24 protein-coding genes, 3 tRNA genes and 1 riboswitch are annotated in these 23,146 nt (G+C 61.0%); of the genes, 23 read left to right on the forward strand and 4 right to left on the reverse strand.

Annotated features, from left to right (window positions below; all coding sequences use genetic code 11):
• Positions 1–53: 53 nt before the first annotated feature.
• From FYB76_RS01920 to FYB76_RS01955, 8 genes are all read left to right on the forward strand, one after another.
• Positions 54–437 (forward strand): response regulator, encoded by a 384-nt coding sequence (locus FYB76_RS01920; protein ID WP_154132491.1) that lies wholly within the window; start codon positions 54–56, stop codon positions 435–437.
• Positions 434–1,057: a chemotaxis protein CheC gene (locus FYB76_RS01925; RefSeq protein WP_088753682.1), complete on the forward strand. Its 624-nt coding sequence runs from the start codon at positions 434–436 to the stop codon at positions 1,055–1,057. The genes FYB76_RS01920 and FYB76_RS01925 overlap by 4 nt, the downstream gene beginning before the upstream one ends.
• On the forward strand, positions 1,054–2,010 hold the full coding sequence (locus FYB76_RS01930) for a GGDEF domain-containing protein (protein ID WP_154132492.1): 957 nt from the start codon (positions 1,054–1,056) through the stop codon (positions 2,008–2,010). The genes FYB76_RS01925 and FYB76_RS01930 overlap by 4 nt, the downstream gene beginning before the upstream one ends.
• Positions 2,011–2,329: 319 nt before the next feature.
• Positions 2,330–2,755 (forward strand): hypothetical protein, encoded by a 426-nt coding sequence (locus tag FYB76_RS01935; RefSeq protein WP_154132493.1) that lies wholly within the window; start codon positions 2,330–2,332, stop codon positions 2,753–2,755.
• Between the two features lie 149 nt (positions 2,756–2,904).
• A complete protein-coding gene (gene htpX / locus FYB76_RS01940; protein ID WP_154132494.1) occupies positions 2,905–3,783 on the forward strand; it encodes a protease HtpX in 879 nt (292 codons plus the stop codon).
• A 203-nt stretch (positions 3,784–3,986) separates the two neighbouring features.
• A complete protein-coding gene (gene ybaL / locus FYB76_RS01945; RefSeq protein ID WP_088753685.1) occupies positions 3,987–5,627 on the forward strand; it encodes a YbaL family putative K(+) efflux transporter in 1,641 nt (546 codons plus the stop codon).
• A 100-nt stretch (positions 5,628–5,727) separates the two neighbouring features.
• Positions 5,728–5,896, forward strand: a riboswitch (FMN riboswitch).
• Positions 5,897–5,981: 85 nt separating this feature from the next.
• The gene (locus FYB76_RS01950; RefSeq protein WP_154132495.1) at positions 5,982–6,506 is read left to right on the forward strand and encodes a 6,7-dimethyl-8-ribityllumazine synthase; all 525 of its coding nucleotides are present in this window, start codon (positions 5,982–5,984) and stop codon (positions 6,504–6,506) included.
• A gap of 224 nt (positions 6,507–6,730) precedes the next feature.
• Positions 6,731–7,060, forward strand: a complete 330-nt coding sequence (locus FYB76_RS01955) for a hypothetical protein (RefSeq protein WP_088753687.1) — start codon at positions 6,731–6,733, stop codon at positions 7,058–7,060.
• A gap of 98 nt (positions 7,061–7,158) precedes the next feature.
• Here FYB76_RS01955 and FYB76_RS01960 read toward each other — a convergent pair whose 3' ends face one another.
• Positions 7,159–7,719 (reverse strand): DUF2242 domain-containing protein, encoded by a 561-nt coding sequence (locus tag FYB76_RS01960; protein ID WP_088753688.1) that lies wholly within the window; start codon positions 7,717–7,719, stop codon positions 7,159–7,161.
• A gap of 327 nt (positions 7,720–8,046) precedes the next feature.
• Between FYB76_RS01960 and FYB76_RS01965 the strand changes: the two genes are divergently transcribed.
• A complete protein-coding gene (locus tag FYB76_RS01965) occupies positions 8,047–8,220 on the forward strand; it encodes a hypothetical protein (RefSeq protein WP_227022621.1) in 174 nt (57 codons plus the stop codon).
• Between the two features lie 103 nt (positions 8,221–8,323).
• Here the strand turns inward: FYB76_RS01965 and FYB76_RS01970 are convergent, their stop codons facing one another.
• The 3 genes from FYB76_RS01970 to FYB76_RS01980 all read right to left on the reverse strand — a co-directional run bounded on the left by FYB76_RS01970 (position 8,324) and on the right by FYB76_RS01980 (position 9,816).
• The gene (locus FYB76_RS01970) at positions 8,324–9,229 is read right to left on the reverse strand and encodes a hypothetical protein (RefSeq protein ID WP_154132496.1); all 906 of its coding nucleotides are present in this window, start codon (positions 9,227–9,229) and stop codon (positions 8,324–8,326) included.
• Positions 9,230–9,437: 208 nt separating this feature from the next.
• Positions 9,438–9,524: transfer RNA gene (locus FYB76_RS01975), tRNA-Leu, on the reverse strand.
• Positions 9,525–9,630: 106 nt separating this feature from the next.
• Positions 9,631–9,816, reverse strand: coding sequence for a hypothetical protein (locus FYB76_RS01980; RefSeq protein ID WP_154132497.1), 186 nt, complete (start codon positions 9,814–9,816; stop codon positions 9,631–9,633).
• A 16-nt stretch (positions 9,817–9,832) separates the two neighbouring features.
• On the opposite strand from FYB76_RS01980, the gene FYB76_RS01985 reads away from it, so the two are divergent.
• From FYB76_RS01985 to FYB76_RS02050, 14 genes are all read left to right on the forward strand, one after another.
• Positions 9,833–10,699 carry an alpha/beta fold hydrolase gene (locus FYB76_RS01985; RefSeq protein ID WP_088753692.1) on the forward strand — a complete coding sequence of 289 codons (867 nt, stop codon included), beginning with the start codon at positions 9,833–9,835 and terminating at the stop codon, positions 10,697–10,699.
• A 73-nt stretch (positions 10,700–10,772) separates the two neighbouring features.
• Positions 10,773–11,123, forward strand: coding sequence for a RidA family protein (locus FYB76_RS01990; protein WP_088753693.1), 351 nt, complete (start codon positions 10,773–10,775; stop codon positions 11,121–11,123).
• A 3-nt stretch (positions 11,124–11,126) separates the two neighbouring features.
• Positions 11,127–13,379: a bifunctional (p)ppGpp synthetase/guanosine-3',5'-bis(diphosphate) 3'-pyrophosphohydrolase gene (locus tag FYB76_RS01995; protein ID WP_154132498.1), complete on the forward strand. Its 2,253-nt coding sequence runs from the start codon at positions 11,127–11,129 to the stop codon at positions 13,377–13,379.
• A gap of 152 nt (positions 13,380–13,531) precedes the next feature.
• A tRNA-Val gene (locus tag FYB76_RS02000) sits at positions 13,532–13,608 on the forward strand.
• A 105-nt stretch (positions 13,609–13,713) separates the two neighbouring features.
• Positions 13,714–13,790: transfer RNA gene (locus FYB76_RS02005), tRNA-Val, on the forward strand.
• Between the two features lie 336 nt (positions 13,791–14,126).
• Complete coding sequence (locus FYB76_RS02010) at positions 14,127–14,534, forward strand: response regulator (protein WP_088753695.1); 408 nt, start codon at positions 14,127–14,129, stop codon at positions 14,532–14,534.
• A gap of 475 nt (positions 14,535–15,009) precedes the next feature.
• Positions 15,010–16,917, forward strand: coding sequence for a threonine--tRNA ligase (gene thrS, locus FYB76_RS02015; RefSeq protein WP_039786292.1), 1,908 nt, complete (start codon positions 15,010–15,012; stop codon positions 16,915–16,917).
• A gap of 73 nt (positions 16,918–16,990) precedes the next feature.
• On the forward strand, positions 16,991–17,512 hold the full coding sequence (gene infC / locus FYB76_RS02020) for a translation initiation factor IF-3 (protein ID WP_088753697.1): 522 nt from the start codon (positions 16,991–16,993) through the stop codon (positions 17,510–17,512).
• Positions 17,513–17,825: 313 nt separating this feature from the next.
• Positions 17,826–18,023 carry a 50S ribosomal protein L35 gene (gene rpmI, locus FYB76_RS02025; RefSeq protein WP_006712688.1) on the forward strand — a complete coding sequence of 66 codons (198 nt, stop codon included), beginning with the start codon at positions 17,826–17,828 and terminating at the stop codon, positions 18,021–18,023.
• Between the two features lie 25 nt (positions 18,024–18,048).
• On the forward strand, positions 18,049–18,411 hold the full coding sequence (gene rplT, locus FYB76_RS02030; protein ID WP_006712690.1) for a 50S ribosomal protein L20: 363 nt from the start codon (positions 18,049–18,051) through the stop codon (positions 18,409–18,411).
• A 209-nt stretch (positions 18,412–18,620) separates the two neighbouring features.
• Positions 18,621–19,649, forward strand: coding sequence for a phenylalanine--tRNA ligase subunit alpha (pheS, locus tag FYB76_RS02035; protein WP_154132499.1), 1,029 nt, complete (start codon positions 18,621–18,623; stop codon positions 19,647–19,649).
• 78 nt (positions 19,650–19,727) lie between these two features.
• The gene (gene pheT, locus FYB76_RS02040) at positions 19,728–22,154 is read left to right on the forward strand and encodes a phenylalanine--tRNA ligase subunit beta (RefSeq protein WP_154132500.1); all 2,427 of its coding nucleotides are present in this window, start codon (positions 19,728–19,730) and stop codon (positions 22,152–22,154) included.
• 64 nt (positions 22,155–22,218) lie between these two features.
• Positions 22,219–22,632 carry an integration host factor subunit alpha gene (locus FYB76_RS02045; RefSeq protein WP_051057415.1) on the forward strand — a complete coding sequence of 138 codons (414 nt, stop codon included), beginning with the start codon at positions 22,219–22,221 and terminating at the stop codon, positions 22,630–22,632.
• A 3-nt stretch (positions 22,633–22,635) separates the two neighbouring features.
• On the forward strand, positions 22,636–23,037 hold the full coding sequence (locus FYB76_RS02050; RefSeq protein ID WP_088753699.1) for a MerR family transcriptional regulator: 402 nt from the start codon (positions 22,636–22,638) through the stop codon (positions 23,035–23,037).
• Positions 23,038–23,146 lie beyond the last annotated feature (109 nt).

Here is a 23,146-nt window from a genome sequence, read left to right on the forward strand (position 1 = left end):
GCATGACAAGAAGTCAGCATTCTTCAGTTTTTTGATGGTCAAGGTGATTCAAGATGGCAAGCAACGACAACAGCAAGACTATCCTCATCGTCGATGACAGCAAGGTTTCGCGGATGGTGATCAAGGCCAACGTACTGGCCGTGCATCCGGACTGGCAGGTGATGGAGGCCGGTACTGGCGAGGAGGCCATCGCCCAGGTACAGCAACGCGTGCCCGACTACTGCACGATGGACATCAACATGCCCGGCATGCTGGGCACCGAGGCTGCCGCACAGATCCTGCAGGCGCATCCGTCGGTACGCATTGCCATTTTCTCGGCCAACATCCAGGAAGCCGTGCAGACCCGCGCCCAGCAACTGGGGGCACTGTTCGTGGCCAAGCCGGTCACGGAAAAATCGATTGGCCAGGCGTTGCTGCATTTCCGGGGCCAGCCGTGAGCATCCTCAACGAGATCGAACGCGATGCGCTGACCGAGATCTTCAATGTGGGCGCAGGGCGCGCCGCGCAGAGCCTGTCTGAAATCGTGGGCGACGAAGTCCGCCTGTCAGTACCCTCCGTGGAAGTGCTGCGTACGGCCGCCATCGACGAACAGGTGCTGCCGCGCACGCGCGGCCGCTTTGCCACCGTGAGCCAGAAGTTCGACGGCCCCTTCGATGCCGAGGCGGTGCTGCTCTTCACCGAGGACCGCGCGCTGTCCATCGTGCGCGACATGATGGGCTCGCAGATGAGCCTGGACGAGCTGGCCGAGTTCGAGCGCGAAGCCATGTGCGAACTGGGCAACATCATCCTCAATGCCTGCCTCTCGGCCATGGCCGACATGCTGGAGATCACCCTCAACAGCTCGCTGCCGCAATACCTGGTGTCTTCCCCGGAAGACATTTCGGAGCGGCTGGCCGCCACCCGCAGCGACGACAGCTACGTGCTGGTGCTGCATATCGACCTGGTCATCGAGAAGCACCAGACCGACGGCCACCTGATCTTCCTGCTCAGTTCTTCCTCCTTGCATGCCCTGGTGGAGAACGTGCAGCGCTACCTGGGCAAGATCGGATTGGCATGAGCATCGCCGTAGCACCGCGCTTTCGCGCAGAGGATGTGCTGGAACAGCTCCATGGTGGCCTCATCATGCTCGATGCCCGGCGCCAGGTCCTTCTCTGGAACGCCTGGGTGGCGCGCTGTAGCCGCGTGCCTGCCGCGCAGGCCCTGGGGACGCACTTTGATGCCTGCTTCGACCAACCGGTGTCGCCAGCCTTGCTGCGGGCGATCGACAGTACCCTCAATTACGGTCTGCCGGCGGTGCTCTCCAGCGCCTTGCACCGCTCGCCACTGCCGCTGTATCCGGAGCATGCTTCTGCCGCAGGCGCGGCGCGCATGGTGCAATCGGTGGTCCTGACGCCCTTCGACAATGAAGAGGGGGAGCGCCTTTGCCTGATGCAGATCAGCGATGCCAGCAACTCGGTGCGCCGCGAAAAGATGCTGCAATCCCGTTCCGACGTGCTCAAGCGCCAGGTGGCGACCGACGGCCTGACCGGCATTCACAACCGCCGCCATTTCGATGAACACTACGCCCAGACCTTGCAGCGCATGGGGCCGACCGGCGGATCGCTGTCGCTGTTCATGGTGGATGTCGATTTCTTCAAGCAGTACAACGATCATTACGGCCATGGGCCTGGCGACCAGGTCCTCAAACGCGTGGCCGCGGCGCTGCAGGCAGGCTTGCAGCGCCCGGGCGACCTGCTGGCGCGTTATGGAGGTGAAGAATTCATCCTCCTCATGGAGGGCCTGACGCCCTCGCAAGCCGCCGAGACGGCTGAAACGCTGCGCGAAAGCGTCCATGCACTGGCCGAACCGCACGCCAAGTCGCTGGTTGCCCATCGCGTCACCATCAGTGTGGGCGTATGCACGCGTCGCATCGAGGGCGAGGCGGATGGGCGCCAGCTCATGGCGACCGCCGATGCGGCGCTGTACCGGGCCAAGCTGGGTGGGCGCAACAAGGTGGTGGCGACCGACTGAATTCCCCAGCGTCATGCTTCAGGGAAATTTCTTCACTTTTGTACAATTCAAGAGCAATTTATAGGAAACCCTTGCTGAGCAAGCATGTCAGAAAATGGCAGCTTGCTTATCAACAGGCTTGTTCACAGCTTTTGTGGATAACTTGCCTGGCGGCTTGGTTTCCAGGGGGGAACCGGCCGGCACGGAGCGGGGGCGAATTTGCGTATAATGCGCATCCGTTCATGCTGACAAAAGCCTGACGTGCCGGGGAAGTCGAGGAGATTCCTGGAACCTCCACACCCGGTCCACCATGTTTGTTTTTTTCTTCACCAAGGGTTTGATGCGCCGACTGCTGCTCCTGCTGCTGACTCTGCTGATCCCGCTGCAATTGCTGGCAGCCACGGGAGAGGTCCAGCTGCGCGAGCAGTTGCGTGAACAGTTGCAGGCCCCGGCCACCTCAGCATCGGCTGCGCACCTGCACGCGTTTGCCAAGGGCAGCGGCCATGCCTGCCCGGCCGCCGTGCCTGCCGCCTGGCCGGCCGCCGCAGTCGATGCGTTGGCTGCGGGCAGCCTGACGGGCGATGAAGTGCCCGCCAGCGACGATGACGACCAGCCTGGTGCCCAGGGCGAGCTGGAAGATCCCGCGTTGCCCGCCGCCATTGCCACGCCCGGCCTGCACTGGTTTCCGTTTCCCCACGCCTTTGCGGCAAGCCTGAACTGGTCGTCCTTCCTGCGCGACCAGCTGCGTCCCCCGCCATTGGCATAAGCCCTCCGTCGTGCGCACCTGCCGCGGGGCAGGGCGCAGGTGCGGCTGCAGTGTGCTGCCTTGCCGCGCACGCCTGACCATTGACTCCCATTGTTCCATCCGCCGTGCTGCGCTTGCGCACGGTACCTTTTCGTTCATCAGGAAAAACCATGAAACGCATTGTTCTGTTCCTCGTCACCAACCTCGCCGTGATGTTGGTCCTGAGCTTCACCGCCAGCCTGCTCGGCGTGAACCGCTACCTCACTGCCAACGGCCTCAACTTCGGCATGCTGCTGGTGTTCTGTGGCCTGATGGGGTTTGGCGGCTCCTTCATTTCGCTGTTGATGTCCAAGACCATCGCCAAGTGGTCCACCGGTGCACGCGTGATCGAGCAGCCGCAGAATTCCACCGAACTGTGGCTGCTGCAAACCGTCCAGACCCTGGCCACCCGCGCCCAGCTGCCCATGCCGGAAGTGGCGGTCTATGACGGCCCGCCCAATGCCTTCGCCACCGGTGCCAGCAAGAGCAATTCGCTGGTGGCGGTTTCCACCGGCCTGCTGCAAGGCATGACCAAGGAAGAAGTGGAAGCCGTGCTGGCCCACGAAGTGGCCCACATCGCCAACGGCGACATGGTCACGCTGACCCTGATCCAGGGCGTGGTCAATACCTTCGTGATGTTCTTCGCGCGCATCGTCGGCTATTTCGTCGACTCTTTCCTGCGCAGGAACAACGAAGAAAACAGCGGCCCCGGCATCGGCTACATGGTGACCGTGTTCGTCTGTGAAATCGTCTTCGGCATCCTGGCCAGCATCATCGTCATGTACTTCTCGCGCCAGCGTGAATACCGCGCCGATGCCGGTGCCGCAGCCCTGATGGGCAGCAAGGTGCCGATGATGAACGCGCTGCGCCGCCTGGGTGGCCTGCAGTCCGATGGCCTGCCGCAGAACCTGCAGGCCTCCGGTATTTCCGGCCGTGAATCGTGGCTGGGCCTGTTCTCCAGCCACCCGCCGCTGGAGTCGCGCATCGCCGCCCTGCAGGCTGCACGCTGATGCCATGCTGGCGGACCGCACCGCGCCAAGTGCGGCCCGCCGGCGGCGGCGCCTGCGTAGCTGTCATGCCCGCGTATTCACGCGCGTGTTAGTCTTTGTGACGCTTCGTTCCCGCGTTTCGCGCGCAGGCACGAAGCCGTCCGGCCGCCAGTGTCACAGTCATCTCCGACAAATTCATCCACCTTAGAAAGGAACCCTGACTGATGCCCCATCACACTCCCCTGATCGCCACCATTGTCGCCGGCCTGGTCCTGGCCTTCATCTTCGGGACCCTGGCCCATCGCCTGAAAATGCCGCCGCTGATCGGCTACCTGGTGGCCGGTATCGCCATCGGCCCGTTCACGCCCGGCTTCGTGGGCGACGCCGACCTGGCCCAGGAGCTGGCCGAGATCGGGGTGATCCTGCTGATGTTTGGCGTCGGTCTGCACTTTTCGCTGAAGGACCTGTTGTCGGTCAAGAACATCGCCATTCCAGGTGCAGTGGCGCAGATCGCCATTGCCACCTTGCTCGGCATGGGCCTGGGCTGGTTGCTGGGCTGGCCTGTCGGGGAGGGCTTCCTGTTCGGCCTGGCGCTGTCGGTAGCCAGTACTGTCGTGTTGCTCAAGGCGCTGCAGGAACGCCGCTTGGTGGAGACCCAGCGCGGCCGCATCGCCGTGGGCTGGCTCATCGTCGAGGACATCGCCATGGTGCTGGCGCTGGTGCTCATTCCTGCGCTCTCCGGCATCCTCGGTGGCAAGGGCGAGGCGCTCTCCGGTAATGCCGTGCTGCTGACCCTGGGCCTGACGCTGGGCAAGGTGGTGGCCTTCGTGGCGGTGATGCTCATCGTCGGGCGCCGCGTCATCCCGTGGATCCTGGAGCGCATCGCCGATACCGGCTCGCGTGAGTTGTTCCGCCTGGCCGTACTGGCCATCGCGCTGGGCTTTGCGCTGGGGTCGGCCTATGTGTTCGGGGTGTCCTTCGCGCTGGGGGCGTTCTTTGCCGGCATGATCCTGTCCGAATCCGAACTGAGCCACCGTGCTGCCGAAGAGTCGCTGCCGCTGCGCGATGCCTTCTCGGTGCTCTTCTTCGTTTCGGTGGGCATGCTGTTCGACCCCTCCATCCTGGTGCGCGAACCGCTGCTGGTGCTGGCGACCGTGCTCATCATCGTGGTCGGCAAGTCGCTGGCGGCCTGGCTGATCGTGCGCGCATTCGGTCACCCGAATTCGACGGCGCTAACCATTTCCGCCAGCCTGGCGCAGATTGGTGAATTTTCTTTCATCCTGGCCACACTCGGCCTGTCGCTGGACCTGCTCTCGCCGATGGCGCGCGACCTGATCTTGGGTGGGGCGATCCTGTCGATCCTGATCAATCCCTTGCTGTTCTCCCTGCTGGATCGCTACGAAGCGCGTCACGCCGAGCCTGCAGACGTGCAGGATGTGCCGCCCACGGTGGACCTGCAGGATCACGTGGTCCTGGTGGGCTATGGCCGTGTTGGCCGGGGTATCGGCGAGCAGTTGCGTGCGCAGGGCAGGCCTTTCGTGGTGATCGAGGCGCAGCGCGAGCATCTGGAGGCGTTGCGCCAGGATGGCGTGCCGGCGCTGTATGGCAATGCGGCCCAGAGCGAACTGCTCAAAGCGGCTGCTGTTGAGCGCGCACGCTGGCTGCTGGTGGCGATTCCGGAAGTCTTCGAAGCCGGGCAGGTGATCGAAAATGCGCTGGAGCTCAATGCCGGGCTGAAGGTCGTGGCGCGCGCCCATTCCGATGCCGAGATCGAGCACCTGGAAAAGCATGGTGCCCAGCGCGTCATCATGGGCGAGCGCGAGATTGCGCGCGGCATGCTGGAGTCGGTGGGGCAGGGTGCCTGAAGCGGGTTGGGATGTTTTGCCCTGCGCGCCTGCAGCATTTTTCTTCACGTGCTAAAGTCCCGGCTGCTGTCGTGGCGGACCACAGGTCCGCTGCGCGGCAACAAGTTCTCGGGGCGGGGTGAAACTCCCCACCGGCGGTAATCAGGCGGCACCTGGCGGTGTTGCGTGTAGCCCGCGAGCGCCCGGCCTGTCGCCATGACGAGCCGGGGTCAGCAGACCTGGTGTGATTCCGGGGCCGACGGTCACAGTCCGGATGAAAGAGAACGGGATGTCCGGTGTCGTGCCGCTTTTTGGCGGCGCGCGCGGCCGCGCATTCCCACGCCCTGTTTATTCATCGAACAGGAGTCCTGAACCATGTCGCAATCGCATCAATCGCATCTCTCTGCCGTACCTTCCCACCACGCCCAACGCATCGCCTTCGTCCAGGCCAGCTGGCACAAGGACATCGTCGACCAGTGCCGCATCGCCTTCACCGAGGAGATGGCCAAGCTGGGCTGGCCGGCCTCCAGCATCGATTTCTTCGAACTGCCGGGCGCCTTCGAAATCCCCCTGCACGCCAAGGTCCTGGCCAAGACCGGCAAGTACGCCGGTATCGTGGCCAGTGGCCTGGTGGTCGATGGCGGCATCTATCGCCATGACTTCGTGGCGCAATCGGTCATCTCGGCGCTCATGCAGGTGCAGCTGGACACCGAAGTGCCGGTCTTCTCGGCCGTGCTGACCCCGCATCATTTCCACTCCCACAGCGAACACCACGATTACTTCCACCAGCATTTCCTGGTCAAGGGACGTGAAGCCGCGCACGCTTGCGCTACCACGGTGGCCAAGCTGGCGGAAGTGCGCGCAGCCGATGCTGCGCAGCGCAGCCTGAACGCGGCCTGAGGCCTGGTCCCGGCCGCCTGCGCTTCTGATGCAGGCGGTTGAAGCATCGATTCCGGGGGATTCGTCGGAATCGCCCGCCGGGTGCGGAAGTGGCCAAATTTAGCTTCACATTGCGCTTAACATTTGTGAAGCATTTGCTTACAACCCTTACGGCTTTCGCCTAGAGTTGTCAGGTTCGGGGGGGTATAGTCACGCTACGTCATTCAGAACAACGAGGAGCTATCGTGAAAAAGTCGATTTCCCTGATTGCCGGCATGGCTGTCTTTGCTGCCGTTGCCGGTCTGTCCGCAGCACCGGCCATGGCCGGACATGTGTCCATCGGCGTCAACATCGGCGTGCCTGCTTACGTGGCTCCGCAGCCTGTGTACGTGCAGCCGGCCCCCGTGTATGCGCCACCGCCGGTGTATGTGCGCCCGGCACCGGTCTACGTGCGTCCGGCACCGGTTTATTACGCACCGGCCCCGGTGTATGTGGAGCGTGAGTACCATCGTGGCCATCACCGCCACTGGCATCGTCCGCCGCCGCCCCCGGGCTACGGCTACTGGGGTCGTTGATTCCCGGGCAGCAGGCAAGAAAAATGGCGGCTTGAGGGCCGCCATTTTTTCGTTCATGCAACGCTCAGCCATCGTGCCCGGCTGAACCCGGGCAAGGCTTATTTCTTCGCGGGTGCGGTGTCGTCATCGACGTCGACCAGCAGGTAGCGTTCGGCCGCGCCGAAGAAGCGATCGTAGAAGTCCGGCGAGCGGATGGTTTCGCTGGACACGCGCACCATCGAATCATCGCTGGCGGCAAAGGGCATCGACACCGATCCCAGCACGCTCACGCCCAGGCTGGCCGAGCTGTTGCTCTTCTTGATGCCGTAGCCATCCTGGGTGGCGCTGGCGAACATGGTCGAGCTCTTGCCGTTGCCGTTGGAGGCGCACACGACATGGAAGGCGATTTCCATGTGCTTGTCGCTGGCCGGCTGGAAGCTCTTGTTGCCATCCAGGGTATTGTCGGTGGACTTGTTGATCACGTAACCCTGGCCCAGCAGCGCACGGCGTGCGGCTTCGCAGACGGCTTTCTCGCTGCCGGGGAAGCTGCGCGAGAAGGCGCTGGTATCGCTGAATTCCTCTTGGTGATAGAAGGCGGTCTTGCCAGTGGTACAAGCAGTCAGGCCGAGGCTGGCGGCGGTGACGAGCAGCAGTGGAATAGAAAAACGCGGGCGCGGCATGCGGCGGATCTCCGGCAACAATGAGAAGTGGCGTGAATTGTAAAGGATTCACGAAGCTCAGAGTTTGGGCGGATGGTAAAGATCCGTAACAGATGGCGTATCAGCTGATGAGAACAGGAATGAAGACGCGCGCAGGCAGTCGACATGAAGGTAAAATCACTTGTCGAATTGCCTGACTGAAAGTAATGTTAGGAGATTCAAGGGAGTGGTCTTCCATCGGGACGATCATGAATTTGCCGGGCAAGCCGGGCACATTCGCAAACGGCCTCGTCAAGGAACATGGACAAAAATCAGAAAGCGGAATTGGAGCGCATCCAGAAGGAATTGGTGGATGCACACAATAAGGCTGCGTGGCAGATGGCCGCAACGATCATCAAGGCCTCGCTGGTCAAGAACGGCATGGACCAGCCGCCCACTCCGGCCGAACTGGCGGACCTCAACGCCACCATCACCAACCTGCGCAGTGTGGCGGAAGATGCGCTGGAGTTGCTCAAGCGCTGAGCCCTCTCGCATTCGCCCTGCTTGCACCCACCGAGGCAGGGCTTTCCGCCTGCCTCATCGGGTCTGAACGCAGCGCTTCTGCTGCCGCGTTTCCTGTGTTTTCCTAACTTGCCTTGCCTTTCTCAGCGCGTCGCTTCAGATAGAACAGCGCTGCTGTCGCGATGCTCAGTCCGAAGGCCCAATTGACCAGTTGCGAGTGGGTCTGCGTCAGCCGGCCAGGAGAACTCATGAAAACGGCGAAGGCGGTGGGGGCGACCAGCCAAGCGAAGCTTGCACACAGGTTGAAGAGCCGCTTGATGGCGCCGCTCGGGCCACCCAGTATTTCTGCCAGCAGCAGGATGGGCAAGGCGATGAATCCCAATTTGTCACGCTGGTAGGTTGCGGGGTAGATGCGGGGCAGATCCAGTATCAGTGCGTTGAAGGTCCAGACTAGATAGATGGCAGTCAGGACATAGAGGATGCTGCGACTCTTGCGTCGCAGGCGCACCGTCCACGGTAGTGTCGCCGGTAGTGGCAAGCCTTCGCGAAAATACCGATTGGACGGCGCGCGCGTCAGCAGGTAGAGCGCGTAGACAAAGATGAAGATGTTCAACAGCTGTGCGCTAACCGCAACTCTCAACGAGGGGGGAGCGGAAAACCAAAGGACCAGCGCTAACACGGGGCCCAGGAGTAGCAAAGGTCGGGCCCACCGCTTCGCCTTGAGTAAGGCATAGGCTTGCAAGGGTGGAACGAGAACTTGATACCAGCAACTCGCCCAAAACACTTTCAGATACAACGAGGCGTCTGGCTGCGCCAAGGCCGCCAGGTAGCTTTTGCCGTAGAGCACCAGCAAGCACGAGGACGTGCCAGCGCCGATGAGCAGGGCGTAGGCGAAGATGGTGACCACTGCAGGACGTTCTCTGATAGGCGGGGACGACGGAACCGGCGCTTGAGCGCCATCCGCGTGCAGGACATTCTCATCGGGAAGGGGCATGCTGCCCGATCGGGCGGCCTCTTGGGTAGTCATCATGGCTGGGCAGTCATTTTGAGGGCGCGTCAAGCTGTGGGGTGCAACTTTTCTTGCTGGCTAAGCGCAACAATGGAAAATAACTGCGTATGTTATCGAAATTTCCGGAAGGAAACTGATTCGTATTCTAGCGCGTTGACGGAAAGTATTGCGCCCAATTCGATGGCGGCAATTGCCAGAGCTGGCTGTCTTGAGTTCCTGAGAACACTGGTGGTGGGGGTAGTCGGAATCGAACCGACACGGCCTTGCGGCCGAGGGATTTTAAGTCCCTTGTGTCTACCAATTTCACCATACCCCCGGTCTTGCAGTTGCCGCCATGCCGCACGCAGGTGCGCTGGCCGGACTGTCTTGGTCATCGCCTTTGCTGCCGCGATGCCGGCGAGGGCCGCCGGAAAAGGGACGCATTATAGCAGCGACTTGCGCCGCATCATTTGTTTTTTCCTGCGGAAATTCCTGAATTTTTCTTGTGGGCGGAGGCGGGCGCGCCTGCTGCCCCGTTTGCCGTCGACAGACAGCATTCCCTCCTGTTCCAGGGTGCCATTTCCGGCCGACAAGCTGTCTTGAAAGGGTAGAATGACGACTTCTTTCATCTGGAAAGCCCTCACCATGACTGAAGCGGTAGTCAAGACAGTGCAGTGCATTTCACCCGCCGGCCTGCACACCATGGCTTACAAGGAGTGGGGCGATGCACGCAATCCCAATGTGCTGGTGTGCGTGCACGGCGTCACGCGGGTCTCCGACGATTTCGACCGCATGGCCCGCGAGCTCTGCGATACTTATCGGGTGATCTGCCCCGACGTGGTCGGACGCGGCCGTTCCGGCCGCCTGGCCAATGCGCAGTTCTATACGGTGCCGCAATACGTGAGCGACATGGTGACCCTGCTGGCTCGCGCCGATGCCGAGATCGTCGACTGGTTCGGCACCTCCATGGGCGGCCTGATCGGCATGGGACTGGCCTCGCTGCCGGGCAACCCGATCCGCCGCCTGGTGCTCAACGATATCGGCCCCTCCATCAACGGTGCCGCCCTGGCGCGCATCGGTGACTACATCGGCCAGGACGTGCGCTTCGACACCTTCGAGGAAGCGGCCCAGTTCATCCGTACCATTTCCGTCAGTTTCGGTCAGCACAGCGATGAAGAATGGCACAAGCTGGCCAAGGACGTGCTGCGCCAGAACGAAGAGGGCAAGTGGGTGCGCCATTACGACCTGGGCCTGGCCGTCCCCTTCAAGCTGACCACGCCGGAAGCCGCCAGCGCGGCCGAGCAGATGCTGTGGGCAGCCTATGATGCCATCCGCTGTCCGACCCTGGTGGTGCGCGGGGCACAATCCGACCTGCTGCTGCCGGAAGTGGCACAGGAAATGACCCGTCGCGGCCCCAAGGCCAAACTGGTGGAACTGCCCGACGTGGGCCACGCTCCCACTTTCATGCATGCCCCGCAGATCGAGGTGGCGCGCCAGTTCCTGCTGGGCTGAGCGCCCGGCGATCCGATTGCGTTTTTCATTGCCGGCGCGCATTGCCGCCGGGTTTTACTAGGAAGGAAATTTCATGTCCGTACAACGTCTGCACGTCGGCAAGCGTCTCTCCGAGGTCGCCATTCACAACGGTACCGTCTACCTGGCCGGCCAGATCGCCGAAGACGCCACCCAGAACATCGAAGGCCAGACCCGCGAAGTGCTGGGTCATATCGACCGCCTGCTGGGCGAAGCCGGCAGCGACAAGACCAAGATCCTGTCGTGCCAGATCTTCCTGTCCGATGTGAAGGATTTTGCTGGCATGAATGCCGTCTGGGACGAGTGGGTCGCCCCCGGCAATGCGCCCCCACGCGCTACCGTTGAAGCCAAGCTGGCCCGTCCCGAACTGCTGGTGGAAATCATCATCGTCGCTGCACAGAAGTAATCTATGGTTTCGGTAGCAAGCACCCAGGGCGAAGGCCTGGCGGCCATTACCGCCGGACTTGGTCCTGACGATGTCGCACGGGTCGAGCAGGCCGTGGCCGAACTCGAACCGCTGTATGCCGACAGGCAGATCCTGTCCGGGCAGAATGCGCTGCAATTCGCGGTGTCGGTGGCCACCGTGCTCACTGCCCTCAATGTCGATGCCGCCACCCGCATTGCCGGGCTGGCCTTCGAGGCCCAGATGCTCCATCCCGAGCTGGAAGAAAAGCTCGAAGAACGCTTCGGCAAGGAAATTGCCGAGCTGGTGGGCAATGTGCGCCAGCTGATGCGCTTTCACAGCCTGAGCTTCCAGCCCCAGAACCAGGAAGTCCTGCGCGGCAAGAATGCCGCCCAGCAGGCTGCGGCCCAGGTCGAAACCCTGCGCAAGATGCTGCTGGCCATGGCCACCGACATGCGCGCGGTGCTGGTGCGGCTGGCTTCGCGCGTGGCCACGCTGCGCTACTTCGCCGAGACCAAGCAGGAGAACGAAGCCAGCGCGCAGTATGCGCGCCAGACCTTCGATCTCTATGCGCCGCTGGCCAACCGGCTGGGCATCTGGCAACTGAAGTGGGAACTGGAGGACCTGTCCTTCCGCTTCCTGGAGCCGGTGACCTACAAGCGCATCGCCAAGATGCTGGAAGAAAAGCGGCTGGAGCGCGAAGCCTTTGTGGCCAATGCGATCACGCGCCTGCGCACCGAGATGGCGGCGCAGGATATCCGCGCCGAGGTCAGTGGCCGCCCCAAGCACATCTACAGCATCTGGAACAAGATGCGCGGCAAGTCCATCGATTTCTCCGAGCTTTACGATGTGCGCGCCTTCCGTGTCATCGTCGATGATGTGAAGACGTGTTATGCGGTGCTGGGCATCGTGCACGATATCTGGACGCCGATTCCCGAGGAGTTCGACGACTACATTTCGCGCCCCAAGCAGAACGGTTACCAGTCCCTGCACACGGTGGTCATGGCTGAAGATGGCCGGGCGCTGGAAGTGCAGATCCGCACGCACGAGATGCATCACTTCGCCGAATACGGCGTGGCGGCGCACTGGCGCTACAAGGAAAGCGGCGGCTCCAATTTCTCGGCGCAGAAGTATGACGAGAAGATCGCCTGGCTGCGTCAGCTGCTGGCCTGGAAGAACGAAGTCACCGACGCCGTGGTGGACCAGGAAGAAGTGCGCCGCGACTGGGTGCAGAAGCTCAAATCGGCCACCCTGGACGAACGTATCTACGTGCTCACGCCCCAGGCCCGCGTGATCGAATTGCCCAGCGGCGCCACGCCGATCGACTTCGCGTATCACCTGCACAGCGACGTCGGCCACCGCTGCCGTGGGGCACGGGTCGATGGCGTGATGGTGCCGCTCAACACCACGCTCAAGAACGGCCAGACCGTGGAGATCATCACGGCCAAGAGTGGGGCCGGTGTGGGGCCGTCGCGCGATTGGCTGGGGGCGGGCTACGCGGCCAGCTCGCGGACACGCTCCAAGATTCGCGCCTGGTTCAATGCCATCGAGCAGCAGGAGACGCTTTCCGTGGGCCGTGGCCTGCTGGAAAAGACCCTGCAGCGCGAGGGCAAGACTGCTGTCAACCTCGAAGAGCTGGCCCAGAAGCTGGGCTTCGACAAGGTCGATGACCTATGCCTGTCGCTGGCCAAGGAAGAGTTCAGCCTGCGGCACGTCGAGCAGGCGCTGCACGAGGGTGAGGAAAAGAAACCCGAGATCGATGACGAAGCCCTCATCACCCGCAAGAGCCGCGCATCGAGCATCGTGCAGGGGGCCAAGTCGGGCGTGCTGGTGGTCGGTACGGACGGTCTGCTGACCCAGCTGGCGCGCTGCTGCAAGCCGGCGCCGCCCGATGTGATCGCCGGGTTCGTCACGCGTGGCAAGGGTGTCTCCATCCATCGGGTCAACTGCAAGAATTTCGCCGAGATGAGCTCGCATGCGCCGGAACGGGTGATCCAGACCACCTGGGGTGCGCCGGCACGCGATACCGTGTATCCGGTCGATATCTTCGTGCTGGCCAGCGATCGCCAGGGCTTGCTGCGGGATATCTCCGATATCTTCCTGCGCGACAAGATCAACGTGATCGGGGTGAGTACCCAAAGCGTGAAGGGGCATGCGCGCATGGCCTTTACGGCCGAGATCGGCTCGACCGAGCAATTGCAGAAAGCACTCACGGTGATTCGCGAGGTCAAGGGCGTGATCGAGGCCAAGCGGCAATAAGCGACTGGTCTTGGGCAGCAGGTATGGCAGGAGCAGCAAGCAAGAGGGGAGGGAGGCTGGATACTTGGCGAAATACGCTAACTATTTTTAATTTTTCATCATTTACCCCTTGGCAAATTTTGAAAAGCCTCCTATACTCTCGCTTCTTCGTTAGGCGCGTAGCTCAGCTGGTTAGAGCACTACCTTGACATGGTAGGGGTCGTTGGTTCGAGTCCAATCGTGCCTACCAATTCTTCCGGTTCCGTTCGGGATGGTTGGGTTGGGGCGAAGCTAACAAAAGGAGGCGCGTTCTCGGCTTCCTTTTTTGTTTTATCAAGTTCTTGCAGTCTTCGATAGGCGCGTAGCTCAGCTGGTTAGAGCACTACCTTGACATGGTAGGGGTCGTTGGTTCGAGTCCAATCGTGCCTACCAATTCATTTGCTTCCTGATGGGGCAAAAGGGTTGGTTGAAGAAATCTGCAGAATTCAACAAAAGGAAGCGCATTGGCGGCTTCCTTTTTGTTTTTCTGCCTCCCTTTTCTTTCACTTTTTTCCATCTTCCTCCTGTCCTGACTGCCGCTGACGCGGTGCTCATCCTGGCTGCGCGCGTGGTTTTGCGAAGGGTCAATGGCGGGTGTAAAAAAACGCGTTTCGTGACGGAATACGCCAGATGTTTCGCGGAAGCATCTCAAAATGCTTTACACTTGCGTCGAATTTTTTCGGCAACAACATCTCCAATCCTCATTTTCACGGTTCAGCGAATTTCCCTATGGCAGCAGATGATCAGTATTTCCTCGTGGTTGATGACTTTTCGACGATGCGTCGCATTGTCAGCGGCCTGCTCAAGGAGCTCGAATACACCAAGATGGTGGAGGCCGACGACGGTTCTTCGGCACTGAAGATCCTGGAGGCGGGCGCCTTGCCGGTGACCTTTGTGCTGACCGACTGGAACATGCCGGGCATGGATGGGCTGACGCTGCTCAAGAAAATCCGTGCCACGCCTTCTCTGGCGCACCTGCCGGTACTGATGATCACGGCCGAAGCCAAGAAGGAAAACATTGTCATGGCGGCACAGTCGGGTGCGGATGGTTATATCGTCAAGCCCTTTACGGCAGCTACCCTGAAGGAAAAGATCGAAAAGATCCTGGCGCGGCGCGCTACGATGGCCGCCGCGTAATCGGCTGCTGTATCCGGGCTGGGGTGCAGCTGGTCCCGGGCAAAGACGGCATCCTTGGATGCCGTTTTGCTTTTGGGGATCAAGCTTCAGTTTCGGGTGGGTGAAAAAGAAGGAATCTGCTTTTCATCGCTGTTTCTGGCTGGTCGCACCGACCTGCAAGGCCCTGGTGACGGCGGTTCCGGCGGTGCCATGCGGGAGTGGTGCCGATGTTCGCGCAAAGTTTGCTATAATGCGCGGCCATGGCCTGATCTGCCCTTGCTGGCAGCGGCCTCCAGTATTCATCCCCTCATCTGTAAGAGCGAGAAAGGCAAACCGGTTATGACACCGCGAACTACCACCGAGGTTTTCACGCGACGCTAGTCGGGTTCTTTTTCGTCCTTTGAAAAAGCGCGGCTGGTCCGCGTTTTTTTTCGTCCTTCTTTTCGACATTACCCTCAACAGGCAAGGCAGCAAGGCTGCCGACATGGAGTGCACAATGGTTTCAGTTCGTCTTCCCGATGGTTCGCAACGCCAGTTCGACAATCCGGTCACGGTGGCGCAGGTCGCCGCCAACATCGGCACCGGCCTGGCCAAGGCGGCGCTGGCTGGCCGCGTCGATGGCAAGCTGGTCGATACCTCTTATCTGATCGATAAGGACGCCGACCTGGCCATCATCACCGACAAGGATCCGGACGGCCTGGAAGTGATTCGCCACTCCACCGCCCACTTGTTGGCCTACGCGGTCAAGGAGCTGTTCCCTGAGGCGCAAGTGACCATCGGTCCGGTCATCGACAACGGTTTCTATTACGACTTCTCGTACAAGCGTCCCTTCACCCCTGAAGACCTGCAAGCCATCGAGAAGAAGATGGCCGAGCTGGCCAAGAAGGATGAGCCGGTCACCCGCAAGGTGCTGCCGCGTGACGAAGCCGTGGCTTATTTCAAGTCCATCGGCGAAGCCTACAAGGCCGAGATCATCGCCTCCATCCCGCAGAATGAAGACGTGTCGCTCTACACCGAAGGCAGCTTCACCGACCTGTGCCGCGGCCCGCACGTGCCGTCTACCGGCAAGCTGAAGGTGTTCAAGCTGATGAAGCTGGCCGGTGCCTACTGGCGTGGCGATTCCAATAACGAGATGCTGCAGCGTGTCTACGGTACCGCCTGGGCCAAGAAGGAAGACCAGGAAGCCTACCTGCACATGCTGGAAGAGGCTGAAAAGCGCGATCACCGCAAGCTGGGCCGCGCGCTGGACCTGTTCCACTTCCAGGACGAGGCCCCGGGCCTGATCTTCTGGCATCCCAAGGGCTGGACCATCTGGCAGCAGGTGGAGCAGTACATGCGCCGCGTGTATCAGGACAACGGTTATCAGGAAGTGAAGGCACCGCAGATTCTGGATCGTTCGCTGTGGGAAAAGACCGGCCACTGGGAAAACTATCGTGAAAACATGTTCACGACCGAGTCGGAAAACCGCGCCTATGCCTTGAAGCCCATGAACTGCCCGGGCCACATCCAGATTTTCAATTCCGGTCTGCACAGCTACCGCGACCTGCCGCTGCGCTACGGCGAATTCGGCCAGTGCCACCGCAACGAGCCCTCGGGCGCGCTGCACGGCATGATGCGCGTGCGCGGCTTCACCCAGGATGATGGTCACATCTTCTGTACCGAAGACCAGATCCAGGAAGAAGTGGCGGCCTTCAACCGCGTGGTGCGTGAGGTTTATGACTGCTTCGGTTTCAAGGAAGTGGCCGTGAAGCTGGCCCTGCGCCCGGAAAAGCGCATCGGCGCAGAAGAGGTCTGGGACAAGGCTGAAAACGCCCTGCGTGAGGCCATCCGCGCCTCCGGTTCTGAATGGGAAGAGCTGCCGGGTGAGGGTGCTTTCTATGGCCCGAAGATCGAATACCACCTGAAGGATTCCATCGGCCGTTCCTGGCAGTGCGGCACCATGCAGGTGGACTTCTCCATGCCGGCGCGCCTGGGTGCTGAATATGTCACGGAAGACAACAACCGCAAGGTGCCCGTGATGTTGCACCGGGCCATCGTCGGTTCGCTGGAGCGCTTCATCGCCATCCTGATCGAAAACCACGCCGGTGCCATGCCCTTGTGGCTGGCGCCAACGCAAGTTGTCATCCTGAATATTTCCGATGCGCAGGCCGATTATGTGCAGAACGTTGCACAAACGCTGAAAAAACAAGGGTTTAGGGTTGAGACCGATTTGCGCAACGAGAAGATTACCTATAAAATACGGCAGCATTCCATTCAGAAGCCGCCCTACATCCTGGTTGTCGGCGATAAAGAACGGGATGCCAACACTGTGGCCGTGCGAGCGCGGGGCAATGTCGATCTGGGCGTGATGTCCATCGACACCTTGGTGGAGCGCCTCAAGGATGAGGTGGCTGCCAAAGCCTGAGACGGGGAAGCCTAGGGCTTCCTCCCAGCGCAAGAGCACGGCTTAATTCATTGGATTTTAAAAGGAAACTGCAATAGCTACTGACAAGTCGCATCGCCTCAATCGCGAGATCACTGCGCCGGAAGTGCGCCTTTCGGGTGTCGATAACGAGCCTCTGGGCATCGTCAGCCTGGCCGAAGCCTTACGGCTTTCCGAAGAGGCTGAAGTCGATCTGGTCGAGATTGCGCCCACTGCGCAACCTCCGGTTTGCCGTCTGATGGACTACGGCAAGTTCAAGTACCAGGAGCAGAAGAAGGCACACGAGGCCAAGCTCAAGCAGAAGGTCATCCAGGTCAAGGAAGTCAAGTTCCGCCCGGGTACCGATGATGGCGATTACAACATCAAGCTGCGCAACCTGACCAAGTTCCTGGAAGACGGTGACAAGACCAAGATCACGCTGCGTTTCCGCGGTCGTGAAATGGCTCACCAGGAAATCGGCATGCGCGTGCTGGAGCGCCTGAAGGCTGACCTGGAGCCGTATGGCCAGGTCGAGCAGTTTCCCAAGATGGAAGGTCGCCAGATGATCATGGTGCTGGCGCCCAAGAAAAAGAAATAAATCGTTTGGATCGTTTCGATCGTTCATAACGTTTATATTTTTTTCGGTTTTCCGGATTGCACGTTGTAGTTTCAGTCTAGCCGTATCAGGACGACATCCCTCCGGTGTCGTCCATGTCGCAACAGCCCGGGCAATCCAGGCGGTGGCGGCAGTGTAGGGCCGACAAAGGATTTGCAGGGCGCAGGTAAAGCGCCAGGCAAAAGCAGCGGGTTCACCCGCTGTCAAATAAGTGAGAGCAGGCATCCAAGAGCAGCGAGCGTGCTGCCACCTGCAATCATCAAAAAATGGAGCTGTCCGAAAGGACAGAGTTGCTATGCCTAAGATGAAATCGAAGAGCAGCGCGAAGAAGCGTTTTCGCGTCCGCCCGGGCGGTACCGTCAAGCGCGGTCAAGCCTTCAAGCGTCACATCCTGACCAAGAAGACCACCAAGAACAAGCGTCAACTGCGCGGTACCGAGGGCGTCCATGAGACGAACCTGAATTCCGTTCGCGCGATGCTGCCGTTCGCTTAACCTCACCATACACTAAGGAGCTACTATGCCTAGAGTCAAACGTGGGGTAACAGCACGTGCCCGCCACAAGAAAGTCCTCGCACTCGCCAAGGGTTACCGCGGCCGTCGTAAAAACGTCTACCGTATCGCCAAGCAAGCAGTCATGCGCGCTGGCCAGTACGCGTACCGTGACCGTCGTAACAAGAAGCGCGTGTTCCGCGCACTGTGGATCGCCCGTATCAACGCCGCTGCGCGTTCGCATGGCGTGACCTACAGCGTGTTCATGAACGGCCTGAAGAAGGCTGCGATCGAACTGGATCGTAAGGTCCTGGCCGATATGGCTGTCACCGACAAGGCTGCTTTCGCTGCCATCGTCAACCAGGTGAAGGCCAACATCGCTGCCGCCTAAATCGACAGCGTGTTTGCGGTAGCCGGCCGCAACATCGGACGCAAGTCAGACGAGCAGCCGGCGCTGCAAAATCCTGCGGGGCAGAGGTGATACACCGATGCCCCGTATGTTTTTGATCCACGGTTTCGTGGATTTTTTTGATTCACCTTCCGTGAATCCCTTCTTTTCGACTTCGTCGTCGGATTTTCGATTGGAGCGAGACTTACCGCATGAATCCCCTAGACCAACTCCTGGGCCAACTGGTCACGCAGGCGCAGGCTGATTTCGCCGCCGCGCCCGACGCCGCCGCACTGGAAAACGCCAAGGCCAAGTACCTCGGCAAGACCGGTCAGATCACCGAGCAGATGAAGGGACTGGGCAAGCTGGCGCCGGAAGAGCGCAAGGTACAAGGGGCGATCATCAACGTCGCCAAAGAGCAGATCGAAACCGCGCTGACCGCACGTCGCGATGCACTGGCCAATGCCCAGATGCAGGCGCGCCTGAATGCGGAAGCCATCGATGTCACCTTGCCGGGCCGCGGCCGTGGCGTGGGCGGCATCCACCCCGTGATGCGCTCCTGGCAGCGCGTCGAGGAAACCTTCCGCTCCATCGGTTTTGATGTCGCCGACGGTCCCGAGATCGAGACCGACTGGACCAATTTCACCGCATTGAACAGCCCCGAGAACCACCCGGCGCGCTCGATGCAGGACACCTTCTACATCGAAGGCAACGACACCCAGGGCAAGCCGCTGCTGCTGCGTACCCACACCAGCCCGATGCAAGTGCGCTACGCCCGCATGAACAAGCCGCCCATCAAGGTCATCGCACCGGGCCGCACCTATCGCGTCGACAGCGATGCCACCCATTCGCCGATGTTCCACCAGGTCGAAGGCCTGTGGATCGCCGAGGACATCAGCTTCGCCGACCTCAAGGGCGTGTACCTCAACTTCGTCAAGGCCTTCTTCGAGACCGACGACCTGCAGGTGCGCTTCCGTCCCTCGTATTTCCCCTTCACCGAACCTTCGGCCGAGATCGACATCGCCTTCGGCAGCGGTCCCCTGAAGGGGCGCTGGCTGGAAGTCTCCGGTGCTGGCCAGGTGCACCCGACGGTGGTGCGCAACATGGGCCTGGATCCTGAGCAGTACATCGGTTTCGCGTTCGGCTCGGGCCTGGAGCGCCTGACCATGCTGCGCTACGGGATCAACGACCTGCGCCTGTTCTACGAAGGCGACCTGCGCTTCCTGAAGCAATTCAATTAATTCGATCACGCAGGACGCCGCGCTGTCGCGGCGTGCCTCCGGCTCATAGCTCATAGCCGATAGCTGAAAGTCTGAATCATGCAATTCTCTGAAAACTGGCTGCGTACCATGGTCAACCCGACCATGACCTCGGATGAACTGTCGCACCTGCTGACCATGTCCGGCCTGGAAGTCGAGGAAGTCGAACCGGTTGCGCCTCCCTTCACCAACGTGGTGGTGGGCGAAGTGCTGGAAGTCTCCAAGCACCCGGATGCGGACCGCCTGAACGTATGCCGCGTCAATGTTCATACCGGCACCATCCTCAACATCGTCTGCGGCGCGCCCAATGTGCGCCCTGGTCTCAAGGTGCCTTGCGCCATGGTCGGCGCCGTGCTGCCGCCGGGTGCCGATGGCAAGCCTTTCGAGATCAAGGTCGGCAAGCTGCGCGGCGTGGAGTCGCAAGGCATGCTGTGCTCAGCCCGCGAACTGAAGCTGTCGGAAGATCATGGTGGCCTGCTGGAGCTGCCCGACGATGCACCGGTCGGCCAGAATTTCCGCGACTACCTGCAACTGAACGACCTGAAGTTCACCATCAAGCTGACCCCCAACAAGGCGGATTGCCTGTCGGTGCTGGGCGTGGCACGTGAAGTGTCGGCCCTGACCGGTACGCCCCTGAAGGCGCCGGTCTATCAGGCTGCCGCCGTCAATCTGGATGAGAAGCTGCCGGTGCGCATTTCCGCGCCCGAGCTGTGCGGCCGTTTTGCCGGCCGCGTGATCCGTGGCCTCAACGCCAAGGCCGCCACCCCGCAGTGGATGAAGCAGCGCCTCGAGCGCAGCGGCCAGCGTTCGATCTCGGCGCTGGTCGATATCTCCAATTACGTGATGCTGGAGCTGGGCCGTCCTTCGCACGTGTTCGACCTCGACAAGATCCATGGCGGCCTGGACGTGCGCTGGGGCCGCAAGGGTGAATCCCTGAAGCTCCTCAACGGCAATACCGTGGAAGTCGATGAGTGGGTCGGCGTGATCTCCGATGACAAGGAAATCGAATCCCTGGCCGGCATCATGGGTGGCGACGCCACTGCGGTCTCGCTGGATACCACCAACATCTACCTGGAAGCCGCGTTCTGGTTCCCGCAGGCGATCCAGGGTCGTGCCCGCCGCTACAACTTCTCGACCGATGCCGCGCATCGTTTCGAGCGAGGCGTGGACTTCGCCACCGTGGTCGATCACATCGAGCGCATCACGGCGCTGCTGCTGGAAATCTGCGGTACGCCCGATACCCGCGTGGGCCCGGTGGACGACCAGATCGTCAACCTGCCCAAGCGCGAACCGGTTTCCCTGCGCACCGCACGCGCGGCCAAGGTGATCGGCGTGGAGATCACTGACGAGATGGTCTCGGACATCTTCAAGCGCCTTGGCCTGACGTTCGACTACCAGCCTGGCCTGTTCTCGGTGACCCCGCCGTCCTATCGCTTCGACATCGAGATTGAGGAAGACCTGATCGAGGAAGTCGCGCGCGTCTACGGTTTCGAGAACATTCCGGCGCTGCCGCCGGTGGCCGCCAATGCCATGCGCATCGCGCCGGAGAACACGCGTTCGCTGTTCGCCATCCGTCGCCTGCTGGCCGATCAGGACTACCAGGAAGTGGTCAACTTCAGCTTCGTGGAAAGCGCCTGGGAAGCTGACTTCGCCGGCAACACCGATCCCATCAAGCTGTTGAATCCGATCGCCAGCCAGATGAGCGTGATGCGTTCGTCGCTCATCGCCGGCCTGGTCGCCAATGCACGCTACAACGTCAACCGCAAGGCGGCGCGTGTCCGCGTCTTCGAAGCGGGTGCCGTGTTCCACAAGAACGCCGCCATCAGCGATGGTCCGCTGGCTGTCGCCGGTTTCGAGCAGCCCAAGCGCGTGGCCGCGCTGGCCTATGGTCCGGTGGCCGACGAGCAGTGGGGCCAGCCGACCCGCAACGTCGACTACTTCGACGTCAAGGCCGACCTGGAAGCACTGTTCGCGCCGCGCGCGCTGCGTTTCGTCAAGGCCGAACATCCGGCTCTGCATCCGGGACGCACTGCGCACGTACTGCTGGGTGAGAAGGTGGTCGGCGTGATCGGTGAACTGCATCCCAAGTGGCAGCAGAAGTACGACCTGCCGCTGGCGCCCGTGGTCTTCGAAGTGGATGCCGAGGCGCTGCAGCAGCGTGACCTGCCGTCCTACTCGGAAATTTCCAAGTTCCCGGCGGTCAGCCGCGACATCGCGCTGGTGGTGAAACAGTCGGTCGGTGCCCAGCAATTGCTGGACGTATTTGCCGCTGAAAAGCAGGCCAATCCGGATTGCGGCATCTTGCAAGCCCTTGTTTTATTTGATGAATATCAAGGCAAGGGGCTGGAAGCGGACGAAAAAAGCCTTGCGTTCCGCTGCACCTTGCAAGATACTCAAAACACCCTTCAGGATGACAAGGTTGACCTTGCGGTGAATGCACTGGTTGCCGCGGCGAGCGCCAAGCTCGGCGCCAGGTTGCGTGCCTGATGTGATGTCCGAGAGCGAAAATAATTACAGACCGGAATCGGTTGAGGCCCAGTCATTCATCGCCATGAACAACGTGAATTCGAACGAATTTCAATCCGTGCTGGACGCCGACCTGCATCGTGCCGTACTGGAATCCCAGGCACGTTCGCAGGCCGACAAGAACCTGCCGACGCTGACCAAGGCCGAGCTGGCCGAACTTTTGTTCGAGCAGGTCGGTCTGAACAAGCGCGAAGCGAAGGACATGGTGGAAACCTTCTTCGACGAGATCCGCAACGCTCTCGAACGTGGCGAGGCCGTCAAGCTGTCCGGCTTCGGTAATTTCCAGCTGCGCGACAAGCCGCAACGGCCTGGCCGCAATCCCAAGACTGGCGAGGAAATCCCCATCACCGCGCGCCGCGTCGTGACCTTCCACGCCAGTCAGAAATTGAAGGAAATGGTGGAACTCTCCAGCGGTGACGCCGTTGAAATGTCCGTCTAATTTATGAACGATCGTGTCAACAAACCGGCGGCCATCGTCTTGCCGCCCATCCCGGCCAAGCGTTATTTCACGATAGGCGAGGTCAGCGAACTGTGCGGTGTGAAGCCGCACGTGTTGCGCTACTGGGAACAGGAATTCACCCAGCTGAAACCTGTGAAGCGCCGTGGCAACCGGCGTTATTACCAGCACCACGAAGTGCTGCTGATCCGCCGTATCCGTGAACTGCTGTATGAACAAGGCTTCACTATCAGTGGTGCCCGCAACAAGCTTGATGGCACGCACGAGGCCGAGCAGCCGCAAGAACCGCAGCGCCCCGTCATCAGCCTGGATGAAGCGGCCATCGATGCGCTGCGCGCGGAGTTGCAAGCCGTGCTGGAAACACTCAAGCCGGGAGCAGCTGCCTGAGTCCAACAGGCTAGGCCGATTTCTCTGATGCATATTCTTGGCGCCACACGCCGGTCTTCATGGCCGCCGTGTGGCGTGTTCATTTCAGGGCCATGCCGGCACACCGGCA

Source organism: Herbaspirillum sp. CAH-3, from assembly GCF_009668275.1.
Lineage (GTDB): Bacteria > Pseudomonadota > Gammaproteobacteria > Burkholderiales > Burkholderiaceae_D > Herbaspirillum > Herbaspirillum aquaticum.